Source organism: Okeania sp. (genome assembly GCF_035285525.1).
In the GTDB taxonomy this organism is placed as follows: domain Bacteria; phylum Cyanobacteriota; class Cyanobacteriia; order Cyanobacteriales; family Microcoleaceae; genus Trichodesmium.
The window spans coordinates 15,918-31,170 of sequence record NZ_JAYKGW010000187.1; the positions used below are offsets into that span (position 1 = coordinate 15,918).

The following is a 15,253-nucleotide window of genomic DNA, read 5'->3' on the forward strand; positions in this document are numbered from 1 at the left end:
TGATATTACCCATTAAACATCTCCAGAAAATAGGGAGTGGGGAGTAGAGGGAAAGAATAGATAATTTCTGTCTGATAATTATAATTGATTTAATTGTTTATTTTTGGAGATGTCTATTATCTTGTTCATGCTTTTAAAACCCCTACAATAATCAGATACGCTTACAGCACTTTCGGATTTAGTGAGCTACAAAATTTTTTTTTGTTAAAAACTGGAAGTCTGTTAGTAATGATTGGTAACACAACCTTCTAGGTTGTTACAGCAAACGAAGGCTGTGGTACAAAGATTAATATCTATCTTTAAAGTTTACCTCACTATCGTCATGCATTGCTGTAAAAATAGCTGATCCAATTTATTTGAGAGAGCTTTATTTATCATTTTTCTCCTTTTTTATATAAGTAAGCATTTTCTGCGGAATGCTTACTTATATTTTTCCCTATTTTTCCTTCTTTCTTCTTTCTTCTTCCTTGCTTCTACAATCTGTAAGAAACATTTATAAAATTGGTATAATCAAGCAGACTAATGAATAACAAATGATTATTATATAATGGGAAAAAATAAATCTAAATCTGACTTACCAACAAAAATATGCCCTGTCTGTAACCGCCCTTTTTCCTGGCGAAAAAAATGGGCAGACTGTTGGGATGAAGTCAAATATTGTTCCGAAAGATGTCGGCGACATAAATCAAAAATTGACAAATAAACTGAGACGTAATAGTATATATAGGCTAAATTATTCTGTAATTAATCACAAACAAAAATGCAGCCAAAACTTATTATTCACGGTGGTGCAGGTAGTTCCCTTGAGGAAAAAGGAGGATTAGAAATTGTTAGAAAATCTCTCCATCGCATTGTAGATGAATTATACAACTTGCTTCTAGCTGACACCGCAGCTTTAGATGTAGTAGTCCGTGGTTGTCAACTGTTAGAAGATGATCCAATTTTTAATGCTGGCACTGGTTCCGTACTCCAATCTGATGGTCAAATTCGGATGAGTGCTTCCTTAATGGATGGTTTGAATCATCGGTTTAGTGGAGCGATCAATGTCTCCCGAATTAAAAATCCCATTGACTTAGCTAGAGCATTGCAAGAATCACCTGATCGTGTATTATCAGATATTGGAGCTGCTGAATTTGTGCGAGAATTGCAAATGCCAGTTTATAACCCTTTGACAGATAAACGATTAAATGAATGGCTGCAAGATCGTCAACAAAATTTTAGTAGAAAAATGGCTAACGTGATTGCCGAATCTCCAGGTACTGGCACTATTGGTGTAGTAGTTTTGGATAAAGAGGGGAGATTAGCCACCGGCACTTCTACTGGTGGCAAAGGTTTTGAAAAAATTGGTCGAGTCAGTGACTCGGCGATGCCTGCTGGAAACTATGCTACTGGTAGTGCTGGGGTAAGTTGTACTGGCATTGGAGAGGATATTATTGATGAGTGTTTGGCTGCAAAAATTGTGATTCGAGTAACGGATGGTTTTTCTATGAAGGCAGCTTTTGAACGTTCATTTGCTGAAGCTCACGAACATAAACGGGATTTGGGAGCGATCGGTATTGATGCTAGTGGTATTATTGGTTGGGGAAAAACTTGCGATGTAATTTTGGCAGCTTTTCACGATGGGCAGAAAATTGGTGATAGTTTGGAAGCCGATAAGGGAACACTCGTTTTTACTGCTGAATAATATCAATACAGTGCTTTCCTTTGCCCTTAGAGATTAGGGGAGGAGGAGAGTAGGGAGTAGGGGAGAGATTTAAACGCTAGTATTAACTTGAGAGATGCGACCTTTGCAAGACCCGTCAATGCCTGTGGGCGGAGTGCTGCCGACAGTTCCTGTGGAAACAGGAAGTAAACATTAAAATCTCAGTTGTTCTTACGTTTTATATCGGTTTTATGAAGCAGAAATAAACTCGCGCGAGCAAGATGCACGGTTCCCGAAAAATCGCACTATACTCCCTGGCTTTCTGGCTTGTACTACAAAACTTTCACCATTTACCTTGTACATCATTTGCCCGAAATATATATGTATAGATAATTTAGGGTTGGCGCTCAAAAGTTTGTTGGTGAAGGTAGGCAATAGGTATAGGGGCAATAGGCAATAGTGACAGACCTTAATTGTTCTAAATTTTTCCAAGTTTTGTGATCAAAAATCTAGAGTTTTTCAGGTTAACTTAATAGTTTGTTGATACTTTATTATTACCAGAAAAAGCCTTTAAACTTTGTCTGTTAATGCTTTTATATTTAATCAGCAGAGCAATAATTTAGTCATCTTTAGATGACTTCAGCTATTAGCTAAAGATTAAAATCCTTGGCTTGGTGAGTTTGGCGGGCTTGGTTACGAAAGTATTTCAATTTCAATCCAGACTCCTGTTTTTTTAGTATTAGGAATATATTCAATAGTAAGCTTGGGAATACAACTCAGGCGATCGTCCTGAAGCACCCCCGCCCCATTTAATGTTAAAGCATCAAGACAGGCTCCTGCTAAATTATCTAAATCAGAATTAGTGCGATGTTTTCCACAAAAACTAATATAAATAGCTGCTCTTTTTATTGGTAAATTTATCTCTAAATTCAGTTCAGAAATTTGACGGTAAATTTCTACTTCTGCTTGATTTCTCCAGGCACGATATTGAGGTGGTAAATAAGTACCATTAGCAGTAACTCGCGGACGTGCTTTAGGAACTACTTTCCCTGGAAGATAGAAATGAATTGTTGGAGAATTTTCAGATTCTTTAGATTTAAGGGGAGAAGTTGTATAATTCTTAGAATTATCCAAGGACAGAATATTTTTGTTAATTTGGGTCTCTAGTTTTTCTGGCAAATTATCTTTTGGCTCCAAAGTAGCAAATTGCATTTGATATTTATCCTCTGTAGCAGATAAATCAACTTTTCTATAAGTATCTAATTGTTTCCGGAAGCTAGGCCAACTTTTAGCTATTTGTAAATAAGTCTCTGCACAGTTGGTTGAGAAATGACAATTCTTTTGGAACCAAGTTTGCCATTCAGTAGGTGAAAATAAAGTTTTAATTTCTAATAATAATTGACCCAAAGAATAAGCATAAGCCATAGAATTTTTTGGGTCATTTTGGCATTTTTGATGTTTGAAATTAATATCATTTATTAAGTTTTTCCAGTTAATTAATACCATCTTAAATAGGGAGTAGGGAGTAGGGAGTAGAGGTTAGTGATTAGTTATTAGCTAAAGGAGTAGGGAGTAGGGGTTAGTTATCAGTTATTTAGTTACAGCAGATTCCAAGTATATCAAGTACAAATATTAATAATTACAGGACTTACAGAAAACCAATATATCTAGCCATTTATTCCTACAAATAGGGAGTAGGGAGTAGAGGTTAGTTCAGGACTTACGCAAGACACTATATATAATGTCTATTAATTTAGGCGATCGCTCTCTTAATAGAGAGCGATCGCCTGAATGACAAAATTCTCACCATATAAAGACATGATGATATAATTTATTTTTATAATTAGGACTTAGACAAAACAACCTATTTCTGTCATGGCGCGACTCGCAGCACAAGCGACAGCGTTATGCGGAGCGCAAAACCCACGTTAATGCTGCGCAAACAGCTATTAACTTTCAGTTGTCAGCTAGCCTCCTGGGTCGTAACTTCGCAATTCAGCAATAAAATTCTGTCTTTAAAGCTATCCATTATAAATTTTTATATCAAGAGAGATGTTTATAAAGTATAGTCTTAAAGGAAGGGTTTAAATCTCAAACCAAAAACAATAGCTGAATTGGGCAGTTCCGGCCATAGGAGGCTAACAGATAACAGATAACAGATAACTGATAACTGTTAACGGCCTTTTCTACTGCCAAAACCACCACTCCGACGTGAAGGTGATAACCCACCGCTACCAAAACTACGACGTTGTTGAGGAGGTTTTGCTGTATCTGAGCGACGCAAGTCACTAGCACCAACACCGCTTCCAGTAGAACGATTTGTATTTTGTTGTTGTTTACGAGTTCTGCTGCTGCCAGTAGAATTAGTTACACCTGTGGAACGCAAAGTTTGACGGTTTTTTACTGCTGCTGGTGGAGCTTGATAACGTTCTTGATATCGGTTAATAGCTTGGTTGTAGCTAGTTCCATATCCACCATACCCATTCATTACTCCACCTGCTTGATAAACTGGTGGTACATAATATTGAGGGGTGAACAACATACTACTAATTGCTCCACCAACTACTTGACCTGCTACTGCTCCAGCAAAAGGTGCCCAGAAGTTAGACTCCCGACGCACAACAATAGTTTCTTGTCTACCAGTTTCTGGGTTAGTTTGGGTTTCGGTTACGTTGTGTACATATTCAATTTTAAAGTCAGATTTAATGTGTAAACTAGCTTGATTACTATTAATTTTGGCATAGTTACTTTTGCCTTCCTGAATTTCCTCTTCTGTTAAACTTGCCATTTGCAAGTCTGTAGTGGTATAAATTGGAGGTTTACCTGAAGGAGTATTCAGTAACATGAGGGAATATTCACCATTAGCATCGTTATAGGTTGCTTGTTGTACAGGATATTCTCCTTCAGTTACTTGGTTACGGTTGGGATTAGATGTAGATGAGATATTGAGATTTGAGTTTTGAGATGAGGTTGTACTGGAACTGCCACAGGCAACTGTTGTCCAAGACAATATTAAGCACATAAACAAAACGGTTAATTTACGCAGCATATAATGATAGCTCCTAAAATAACTTTGAGTGATTTTTACTTACTTATTCTACCTTGATTTTGCTTTTGAATATGTAAGGTAGTGAAATATTTTATCCCTTAGACCTCTCCAAAAATCAAACTTAAAATCAATTATCCCATACGAAATTATCAATTATTCTTCCCTGTTCTCACATATCTAGTGTTCCCTGTTCCCTCTTTTCTAGAGATGTCTCTTGATTTTTCTCCCATAGTCAGCAAAAAATGCTAAATTTTTGATTTTTCACCGATTTATCGGGAACCGTACCGTACCTGAGAGACTTAAAAGCTGGTAATTTTTCCAGAGATAAGAATGCTAAAACATTTACCTGTCAATCCTTTGATATTTAATCAGCCAGCCCTAATTATCCATTATGAATTTACTACTCTCCTTTCCCTGAATTCAAAACCTTCACAGCCGCTCCATCATTCAACTTCTGTAAACCTGAAACAATCAACTTATCCCCAGACACCAAACCCGACACCACCTCAGTCATATCACCCTGAACCAAACCCAACTCAATTATTTGACGTTTTGCCTTTTGCTGTTCACCTTCTCCCTCCAATAAATACACAAATCGTGTCTCCCCTTCAAAAACTACTGCCGTCATTGGTACTACTACTGCTTGACGCTGTTCCCAAATCGCATTAACTTGCACAAACTGACCATCTTTTAAATTTCCAGCCCTATTATCCACATCTACTTTAACCAAAACAGTTTGAGAATCACTAACAGTAGGAGAAATAAAACTAACCTTCCCAACTCCCAAAATCTTATCTTCAGAACTCCTAATCTCCACAGGTAAACCCAGTCGTAAATCCTCTCGTCTCTCCAAAGGAATTGGTAAATTTACATCTAATACCTGATTTTCGGTCACAGTAGTTATAGTGTCACCATCATTAACAAAATCTCCTATCTTTACAACCATATCTCCAATCACACCTGCAAAAGGAGCAACAACCACCATATTGTCTAACTCAGCCTCCCAATTTTCTACCTCCGCTAAAGCTGCTCTTACTTCCGCCTCTGCCTGAGCAATTTCTTCCGAGCGAGTACCATTTTGCAACTCCTCTAAATTACTACGAGTCTCTGCTACCTCTGCCTCTGCTCTGGCAATCTCTTCCGGACGAGTACCATTTTGCAGTTCCTCTAAATTACTACGAACCTCTGCTACTTCTGCCTCTGCCTGAGCAATTTCTTCCGGGCGAGTACCATTTTCTAGTCTTCTCAATATCTGGCGTTGTTGTTCTAATGCTGCTTCTAATGTTTGAATTGTAGATTCTCGATTTCTCTGTAACTGAGTCACTCGTTTTTTTGCTTCTTCTAATCTGGCTTTAGCTGCTCTCTCTTCCTGAAAAATTTCCTGAAAAGTTAACTCAGCGATCGCTCCTTCTGCTCTTAAATTTTGGTTTCGCGTGACTTCTTCACTAGCTAATTCTAATTCTGCTTTTTGTACTTCTATTTGTGCCTCAGCTTGAGCAATTTCTTCTAAAAGACTACCCGTTCTGGCATTTTCTAGTCGTACTTTTGCCTCTTGTAATTCTGCTTTAGCTTCGGCAATCTCTTCCTCACGAGTACCAGCCCGGAGTTCAGCCAAGTTAGCTTGAGATTGTTGGAGACGTGCTCTAGCTGCGGCAATTTGTTCTGGTCTGGCTCCTGTTTTTAGTTGTGCCAAAGTAGCTTGAGATTGTTGGAGACGTGCTTTAGCTGCAGCAATTTGTTCTGGTCTGGCTCCTGTTTTTAGTTGTCCTAAACGTGCTTCTCTTTGCTGAAAGTTAGCTTTTGCTCTCCTTAAGTTAGCTTCCACATTATCACTTTTGAGTTTAGCGATCGCCTGCCCTTCAAAAACAAAAGTTCCTTCTTTTACTAAAATTTGGACTACCCTTCCATCTATTTCTGGTTTAATACTAACTGAGCGTTTGGCTTCCATAGTTCCTACAAATTCTGAAGTTTCTTGGAGGGAGGTAATTTTTATTGGTATTACTTTAACTAAGGGAGTTCGTCGTCTACTTGGAGCTGTTTTTGCTGGTTGGTTTGTTGTTTGGTTAATATTAGATTGTCTAGATTCCCACCATTGTCCTCCTAGAAATCCCAGTCCGAGAGTGGCAATAATTACTGTTACCCAAAGTACAACAGAAAAATTCTTTTTTTCAGACTGAGACGATTGAGGAATAGTATTTATTTGCTCTTCATGGAATTCTGTTTTAGTATTTTCTTGTAGATTTTCTATCGGTTTAGGTTTTTCTTCAATTACTGAGTTTGATGAATTATTATTTAGCATTTTTTGACTTTTATTTTTAATTTTTTTGACTAAAGTTATAGTAATTCTCAAAAAGAATGAGGTACAAAATTCCTAATTTTTAGGCAATAGGAAATAGGAATTATCGTTATGTGGGAATAGGAAAAAAACTGTACCTCAGTTACTTGAGAAACGTTATTATTTCGAGTTACTACTCATTTTTTATACTTTCTTAGATCGAGAATTTATCAATTATAATTCTCCTCTGAATTAAATGATTTTGTAAGCATTCAGCTATTATAGCAATCAGCAATGAGATGTGAGAAAAAAACTGTAGGGGTTTGGTCTCCAATTTCTCGGGAACCGTACCCAAGTGTTAAGGGATTTAGAAACCAAACCCCGCATTTATAAAATCTTACAACCTATTTCAGATTGCTATAGCTGATAGCTGATAGCTGTTTCGCTTGCTTCGCTGCCCATTCATGTCGCGCAGCATTCGGCAGGAAATGCTTACGTTATTTTTTATTCTATTTTTAATTAGGGCTGAATGATTAATTATAAAAACATTTATATCATCAGGACTTACGCAAAGGTACTTACTATATCTATATGTAGATTTAAAAAACTATTTCGTAATAGTTTTAAGTACTATATCTAGGGTTGCTGCGTAAGTCCCGATCATGTTCGTTTGAATACTTAAACTTTGCAGGAAGTAAGGCACAAGACAGAAAGCAGAAGGAAAGAAAAGGTAACTATGGGAGAAATTTTTTTTTATAACTGATTATCTGAAAATGATATTACAGGTAAAAGATTGATACTTCTTAGATTCGCAAAAAGTGCTAGATAAAGAGTTTAAAACCTGCAAAAAATTAGCATTTTAGACTAACTAAGGACAGAAAAATTGAGAGGCAATTATTACTCCTACTTTTTCTAAATTACCTGTTTGTCCTGACTCCTAACCCCTACCTCTACCACTCATACTTTCCATACGCAAACCCTAATTACTTTTGACTTCCGTAAAATTGAATAACCCATAAAAAGAAGTATTCGAGCGGATGAAATATATCGTAACAAATAATCAGTTAGTTTTCAATATTTCTTAATATTTGTCCAAATTTATTTAATCCTTTGTCATGTTATGGTAGTAACTATGTTAAAATTTTGATAATTAACAAAAACTATAACGTTATAGTTATGACGGAATTATTAGTAAGTACAACGGAAGCACCTTTGAAAAACCTAGCCAATCCTAGACATTTTTAGGAATTGTCTCTTCATTGGTTGCAGATTAAGTCAAAACTGACTACGTTGGCAGGTCACGACCACTATAAGTGAACTCCAGCTTATATCCAGGTCGCTCTAAATTAAGGAAAGCGTTTAGTAGCGCCAATCGGAAGTAGGTTTTGTACCGATAGTGTTTAGAGTATGGACAAGCCTGGCCAACATAATCGAGGAACACTTTACTGAAAAGGACTAGACGCCAAAATGTCTAACACTAATTACGTTTTCGTCATAGATACAAACAAAAAACCATTGCCACCCTGTAAGCCAAGTGTAGCTCGTAGATTGTTAAATTCTGCTAGAGCTGCTGTATGGCGACGCTTTCCGTTTACTTTAATTCTCAAAAAAGCTGTAAAAAGAGTTACCAAAATAACTTTAGTTCTGAAAATTGACCCAGGCTCAAAATTCACAGGTATGGCTTTATTAGAAGGAAATAAGGTGATATGGATGTTAGAAATTCAACATCGAGGTTCATTAATTTCCGAAAAACTGCAAAAGCGTTCTCAAAGAAGGAGAGCGAGAAGGACAAAAAATCTGAGATATCGTAAACCAGGATTACCTAATAAAAAGAAACATACTGGTTGGTTAGCACCTTCTCTCATGCACAGAGTTGAAACTACTATGACTTGGGTGAAACGATTAATGAAGTTTTGTCCTGTTCAATCAATCTCAATGGAGCTGGTTCGCTTTGATACTCAATTGATTCAAAATCCAGAAATTTCTGGCACTGAGTATCAGCAAGGGGAATTAGCAGGGTATGAGCTGAGAGAATATTTATTAGAAAAATGGGGTCGTCAATGTGCTTATTGTGGTCAAACTGATACGCCACTAGAGATAGAACATATTCGCCCTAAGTCAAAAGGAGGTTCAGACCGAGCATCTAACTTAACAGTGGCCTGTACTAAATGCAATCAACTAAAGAGTAACCAAGATGTTAAGGACTTCTTATCTGGAAAACCAGAATTATTAAAGCGAATACAAACCCAAGCCAAATTGCCTTTAAAAGATGCAGCAGCGGTTAATTCTACTCGGTGGAAATTGTTCAATGCGTTAAAAACTACAGGTCTGGAAGTAACTACAGGTAGCGGGGGACAAACAAAATTTAACCGAAGAAAACATAAACTGCCAAAAGCGCACTGTATAGATGCTGCTTGTGTAGGTGAAGTTCGGGAGTTAAACTTTCATACTACCCAAGCTTTAGTTGCTATTTGCAAGGGGCAAGGAGGTAGACAGAAAGCAGCGGTAAATAAATATGGATACCCCATAAGGTACAACCCACTAAAACCGATAAAAGGTTGGAATAGTGGAGACTTAGCTTTGAATATGGAAACTGGAGTTGTAGGTAGAGTTAATCCTCGCTCAAAATCAAATAGTTTTAATTTCACAGTGCCTGGGCACAAAGCCAAAAGTGTTCATGTAAGGAAATTAAAAATTGTACACAAGAAAGACGGTTATGCCTATACATTTAGTCCACAGTTGTCCATAGATGTCAAGGAAAATGCCGTCTAAAACTTAACAGGTAGTCGTGGCCCTGAAGGAACTTGGAACAAAAATAAGCGTAAAGCGAATACTTTTGTTCACGTTCTACGCAAGACTATTGATTATAACAGAAACAACGGAACTTCTCATCCTGCAATTGCCGTGAAAGTCGGAAATAAAAAGGATTATTGTCACGCTTTGAAAATTCACGGACCCTGCGTAATAGTCTATCAACCCCATCAACCCAATACAAGTCAAGCTGGGGGAGCGCGCTTGTGGATGGAAGTTGAACCGCAACATAGAGTAGAGCGAGTATATTTTTCCGATGGAGATTATGGTCTGCCTCCAGAAGTGGTTCAGCAAAGACAGACATTTAAAAAGAAGAAATCAAAAGTCAAAAAGGGAAAACTGAAACCGAAGGGTAAGAAGGGTAATAAAAGAAGAAATTAAATAATTTATACAAATAATTAGTCTGAGAAAGAAGATTTTTGAGCAGTGTCTATTTTCTGTTCTATTTTTTGCTGTCTAATTTTGACGGCTTATAATAAAGAGGTAGCGATCGCCAAAATAATTATCAATTTTATACTTCATTTTATGTTTTACCTTACGAAGTTAATAATTCTAGTTAAGAAATAATTTTAAAGAAGCAAAAATCCCAGAGCATAACTATATTGTTTAGTCTGGAAATGTCAAAGGAGCCGACTTTTTGCATCTAAAATATTGAGATATTAATATTCAAAGCCAAAAGTTTTACCTACTGCTAAAATTTGATAATTGATGTTTTAATTTCAACTTGCTCTGTTGATTCTGAATTGTCTAGTAAAAAATCACCAAGCATGATCGCTACCTCATAGTAGTTCTAAGGATCAGATAGAATAGACCACTAAATAGGGTTTGCTGAAAAAGTATTTTTAAGGGGATGGGGAGATAGGGTGATGGGGTGATGGGGAGTAATTTTGTGACCCAACTCTTCCCCAAAATATGCTCCTTTTTGATTTTTCAGGAACTGTACCAAAGCTACCCAAAAAGTTGCACTTTTTCCTTACCTAAAAAGGTACTTATATATGTCAAATTTTTTAGATTTATTCAGCAAGCCCTAAATATCTAAATTCATCCCTAATTTTAGTACATCAAAACTTATTTTGACAGTTATTTTATAGATTCACTATAATCCCTTCAAGAATTAGCTTTTCTAGTAAAAATTGATACTCAGGCTGGATGATAAATATATCTAGGGTTTGCGTATGGAAAGTCTGATGGTTAAAGGAGGGAGTAGGGAGTATGTAGTTGCATGCAACGTCCTTACAGAGTTAAGATTTAAGGGAGTTGTAGAAGAAGTGGTTATTTATAATCTCCCCTTAGTTTTTCTGTCATAATTACCCTAAAGTCCTCACTTTTTCCCTCCATCAACCCAAAAGCTGGTACTTTTTTAGCATCTAAAATTATTCAAACGTTTATCTATAAACGCTTTCATATTTAATCAGCAACCCCTATATATATTAGACATATCCAATAATAAAAAATTAATCAATTAGGGGTAATCATTAATTATTTCCCTCTACTCCCTACTCCCTCTTTTCCTACAACTTCAAACTTAACTGTTCATCCGGCGGACTAAAGCCCAAATGCTTCCAACCTGCGGAAGTCACAACCCTACCACGAGGAGTACGTTGCATAAACCCAATCTGCATCAAATATGGCTCATAAACTTCCTCAATAGTTTGAGCATCTTCCCCCGTCGCTGCTGCCATAGTCTCCAAACCAGCAGGCCCGCCATTATAATTCTCTATCATAGTCCTCAATAAATTACGGTCAGTCCAATCTAAACCTAGAGGATCGACATTAAACAACTCTAAAGCTTCCCCTGCAACCTCAGCATTTATCGGACTTAACTTTTTGACCTCGGAATAATCTCTCACCCTGCGCAGTAAACGATTAGCGATTCGAGGCGTACCCCGGGAACGACGGGCAACCTCTTCAGCACCATCCTCTGTAATATCCATATTTAAAAGTTTTGCTGCTCGCATAATAATTAAACTCAGTTCATCAACCTCATAAAACCGTAACCTCTGAATAATTCCGAAGCGATCGCGCAGAGGAGAAGTTAAGGAACCAACTCTAGTAGTTGCTCCTACCAAGGTAAAAGGTTTGAGAGGAATACTTTTAGTTTTAGATGCTTTACCTTGACCGATTGTAATATCTAATCGAAAATCTTCCATGGCTGGATATAGAATTTCTTCGGTCATTTTGGAAAGGCGATGAATTTCATCTATAAATAAAATATCTCCTTTTTGTAAACCTACTAGCAAGCCAACTATATCTCTAGGTTTTTCAATGGCAGGTGCAGTAGTAATTTTACAATTAACTTCCATTTCGGTTGCCAATATTAGAGACATTGTAGTTTTGCCTAACCCCGGAGGACCATACAATAGTAAATGGTCTAAAGATTCTTTTCTAGATTTAGCCGCCGAAATCGCAATATTCAATACTTCTTTAAGGTCTTTCTGTCCAATATATTCAGCTAACCTTTGAGGTCGGATTTTTTCTTCATTTTGATTACCGCTTTTTTCTTCAGTAGTTGCCTCTGCTGCTAATAAAGCTTCTACTTCGGCTGTTTCAGTTTGAGATTTTGATTTTTTGGTTTTATATGAAGTTCTTTTTTCGGAGGCTAAGAAAATGTTTTCATCTGGCCTTTCTGGTTGAGGAGATTGTTTTTTAGAAGAAAATATGGCCATAACTGGAAAATTACAGATAACATCCTTATTATCATATTAGATAGTCTATTTAATAATTGTCCCAGATTTATGAAATCCTTATTATCAGTACCAGAAAATATAACGTTTGAAGAGGCGATCGCCTTAACTCAAGAAATTATGTCTGAGATGGAAACAGGCCAGTTATCAGAGTCTCAAGAATTAACATTAATTGGAGATTTAGTCAAGAGTAAAAATGGTGCGAGAGGATTTTTTGTTAGTTATCTTACAGACTCTAGACCTGTAGCGGATAATCCATCACCATCGATATTTAAAGCTTTAGAATCAGCTCCAGAAATAGTTGTAGAACTGTTAGTCAAAAATCTGGCCATGTCTTCGGCAATGGTAGTCCACCATCAGCGAAACCAAGATGAGGAGACAGCTAATGGCTCAAAAAGAGTGCGAGTGAGAACTACGAAACTAATAAAAAGTGTAAATATACCGAGTTTACGCGGTAATATTCAGGAATTATATCAAAGTACAACTACTGGCCAGGGAAATTACAAAGATTTTCTTAAACGTTGGGGTTATGATACTGAGCAGTTAAAGGCTATTGAACAAGCGATAGAACCTTTACTGAATGGATAATTGATAATGGATAATTAATAATTAATAATGAAAACTATCTTTAATTAGGGTTTACTAATTAAAGATAAAAGCATTTACAGATAAAGGCTAAAGTCTTTTTATATTGAAAAAACTGAACTTGTTTCAATTTTAAAAAAACTCAATATCTTAGCATTTTCGGGAATAAATAATTGGCAACAAATTACTTACCGAAAAATTAGGCTATAAATTCTCTCTATTAATGGAGAAAAAAATTTCTTTTAGCTAATCCTATTATTTATAAAAGTAGGTGATTATTAGTTATTGATTATTAATTAGGGCTGGCTGAATAAATATGAAAAGATTGATAGATAAAAATAAAAGTTTAAACCTTTTCATGTCTGGAAAAAGTACCTGGTTTTTAGCTATTCATGGTGAAAAAGAAGCGTATTTTAGTCATAGAGTATGGGGAAAATTAATGGAGAATTCTTCTGACTACCTCCTCTATAATTATCCTGAATTATGGATTCTTGATTCTGACTTCTATCCTGAAAAAAAAAGACTTTTACGGCTCCCGATAAATCAGCAAACCACAATTAGGGTTTACTGATTAAATACCAAAGCTTTTACACATAAAAATTAAAGGCTTTTTCTGGTCACAATAAAGTGCAAAAAAATTACTAAATTAATCTTTAAAATTCTGAATCTTTCCTCATAAAAATTGGAAAAATCTAGAAAAATTAATACCTGTAACTATTGCCTATTCTCTACCTTCACCAAAAGACTTTATTCATCCAACCCTAATTATTGAAATGCTCCTTAGAAATACTTTTTCAGCACACCCTAATTATCAAATTATTAATTACCTATACTTAAAACAGAGAGGATTGAATTAAGTACGGAAATATCCTAGCACTTTATTTTTCCTGAAAAGGATAGGCTTGAAATCTCTATAGATTAATTATCAATTATCCATTCTTAATTAGGGCTGGTGTATCGAAAGTCTGGTGGTTAAGGTAGGGAGTAGGGAATAGGGAGTAGGGAATAAACCCACCCCTAGTCCCTCCCAAGAGGGGAATTTAGGAGGAATGAGAGTTATAGAGAAATTAGTTGTCAGAATTGTCTCTTAATTTTTGTTTCCTAGTGAGGAATTTACTGCTAACTTTTTTAATTTTTTTGACCTAAAATATGGTATTGTTCCCGACTTAAAGTTCCTAAAAGCTTTATCTTTGAATGGTTTTATATTTCCATACGCAAACCCTAATTATCAATTATCCATTATTAATTATTAATTATTAATTATCCATTATTCAGATGAAAGGAATTGTCCGCAAAACTAGCAGGGTTAGCAATTGGTTGACCAAGGTAAATATTCATTGGTTAGTTAACTTAAACCTATTATTCACATTAGTAAGAAGAGATTTAGAAGCTAGATATAAAGGCTCAGTTTTAGGCAACTTATGGCCACTACTTAATCAACTATCTCAACTTTTAATTTATACTTATGTCTTCTCGATTATTCTGAAAGTTAAGCTTGACCTCAAAGGATTACCAGCAGATAGTAAACTAACATTTGGATTATGGTTATTTGCTGGATTAATACCTTGGTTAGCTTTTACGAGTGGATTGACTCAAGCTTCTGGTTCTGTAATTACACAGCCTAATTTAGTTAAAAAATTAGTTTTTCCCCTTAGTTTATTACCCTTAGTTCCGATTCTTTCAACATTTATAGAAAGTACATTTGGATTAATAGCTTTAATAGTAATGTTTTATATATCATCTGGGGCAATAAATCAAACATTATTCCTGTTACCTTTAGTGGTTATACCTCAACTTTTATTAACAACAGGTTTAGGATATTTTACTGCTGGATTAACGGTATTTTTGCGAGATATTCCACAGACTTTAGGAGTAATTATTAATCTTTGGTTTTATGTTACGCCAATAGTATATCCGGCATCAGTAATTCCAGAAAATTGGCGAATTTGGGTGTTTTGGTTTAATCCTTTAACAGCGATCGCTGAAGTATATCGTGACTTGGTTTTAGTAGGAGAAATTAAGCATTGGGGAGAGTTAGGAATTTCGGCTTTGATATCTCTACTAATTTTTTATTTTGGCTGGTGGGTTTATCAAAAATTACGTCCTGCTTTTGCTGATGTTTTATAAGAAGTAAGAAGGAAGAAGGAAGAAGGAAGGAGGAAGGAGGAAGAAGGAAGGAGGAAGAAGGAAGAAGTCAATAATTAATA

The 15,253-nt window shown here is 36.0% G+C and carries 10 protein-coding genes; 6 read left to right on the forward strand and 4 right to left on the reverse strand.

All coding sequences use genetic code 11. The features are described 5' to 3' along the window. The first annotated feature begins 547 nt into the window (after window positions 1–547). A complete protein-coding gene (locus VKJ25_RS18460) occupies window positions 548–703 on the forward strand; it encodes a DUF2256 domain-containing protein (RefSeq protein WP_324238106.1) in 156 nt (51 codons plus the stop codon). 57 nt (window positions 704–760) lie between these two features. Then, entirely contained in the window at window positions 761–1,684 is a 924-nt protein-coding gene (locus VKJ25_RS18465) for an isoaspartyl peptidase/L-asparaginase (protein ID WP_324238107.1), read from the forward strand. Between the two features lie 651 nt (window positions 1,685–2,335). Here the strand turns inward: VKJ25_RS18465 and VKJ25_RS18470 are convergent. The 3 genes from VKJ25_RS18470 to VKJ25_RS18480 form a co-directional block, all read right to left on the reverse strand. Further along, window positions 2,336–3,148 carry a RusA family crossover junction endodeoxyribonuclease gene (locus tag VKJ25_RS18470; protein ID WP_324238108.1) on the reverse strand — a complete coding sequence of 271 codons (813 nt, stop codon included), beginning with the start codon at window positions 3,146–3,148 and terminating at the stop codon, window positions 2,336–2,338. Between the two features lie 667 nt (window positions 3,149–3,815). Beyond that, complete coding sequence (locus VKJ25_RS18475; RefSeq protein ID WP_324238109.1) at window positions 3,816–4,691, reverse strand: hypothetical protein; 876 nt, start codon at window positions 4,689–4,691, stop codon at window positions 3,816–3,818. 400 nt (window positions 4,692–5,091) lie between these two features. After that, window positions 5,092–6,990, reverse strand: coding sequence for an efflux RND transporter periplasmic adaptor subunit (locus tag VKJ25_RS18480; RefSeq protein ID WP_324238110.1), 1,899 nt, complete (start codon window positions 6,988–6,990; stop codon window positions 5,092–5,094). Window positions 6,991–8,433: 1,443 nt separating this feature from the next. Between VKJ25_RS18480 and iscB the strand changes: the two genes are divergently transcribed. Both iscB and VKJ25_RS18490 read left to right on the forward strand, forming a co-directional pair. Beyond that, window positions 8,434–9,738 (forward strand): RNA-guided endonuclease IscB, encoded by a 1,305-nt coding sequence (gene iscB, locus VKJ25_RS18485; protein WP_324238111.1) that lies wholly within the window; start codon window positions 8,434–8,436, stop codon window positions 9,736–9,738. A gap of 132 nt (window positions 9,739–9,870) precedes the next feature. Then, window positions 9,871–10,158 (forward strand): hypothetical protein, encoded by a 288-nt coding sequence (locus VKJ25_RS18490; protein ID WP_324238112.1) that lies wholly within the window; start codon window positions 9,871–9,873, stop codon window positions 10,156–10,158. Between the two features lie 1,130 nt (window positions 10,159–11,288). Here the strand turns inward: VKJ25_RS18490 and ruvB are convergent. After that, window positions 11,289–12,443 carry a Holliday junction branch migration DNA helicase RuvB gene (ruvB, locus tag VKJ25_RS18495; RefSeq protein ID WP_324238113.1) on the reverse strand — a complete coding sequence of 385 codons (1,155 nt, stop codon included), beginning with the start codon at window positions 12,441–12,443 and terminating at the stop codon, window positions 11,289–11,291. Window positions 12,444–12,512: 69 nt separating this feature from the next. Between ruvB and VKJ25_RS18500 the strand changes: the two genes are divergently transcribed. Together VKJ25_RS18500 and VKJ25_RS18505 are read left to right on the forward strand one after the other, a co-directional pair. Then, window positions 12,513–13,049, forward strand: coding sequence for a hypothetical protein (locus VKJ25_RS18500; protein ID WP_324238114.1), 537 nt, complete (start codon window positions 12,513–12,515; stop codon window positions 13,047–13,049). Between the two features lie 1,272 nt (window positions 13,050–14,321). Then, a complete protein-coding gene (locus tag VKJ25_RS18505) occupies window positions 14,322–15,173 on the forward strand; it encodes an ABC transporter permease (RefSeq protein WP_324238115.1) in 852 nt (283 codons plus the stop codon). Window positions 15,174–15,253: the final 80 nt, after the last annotated feature.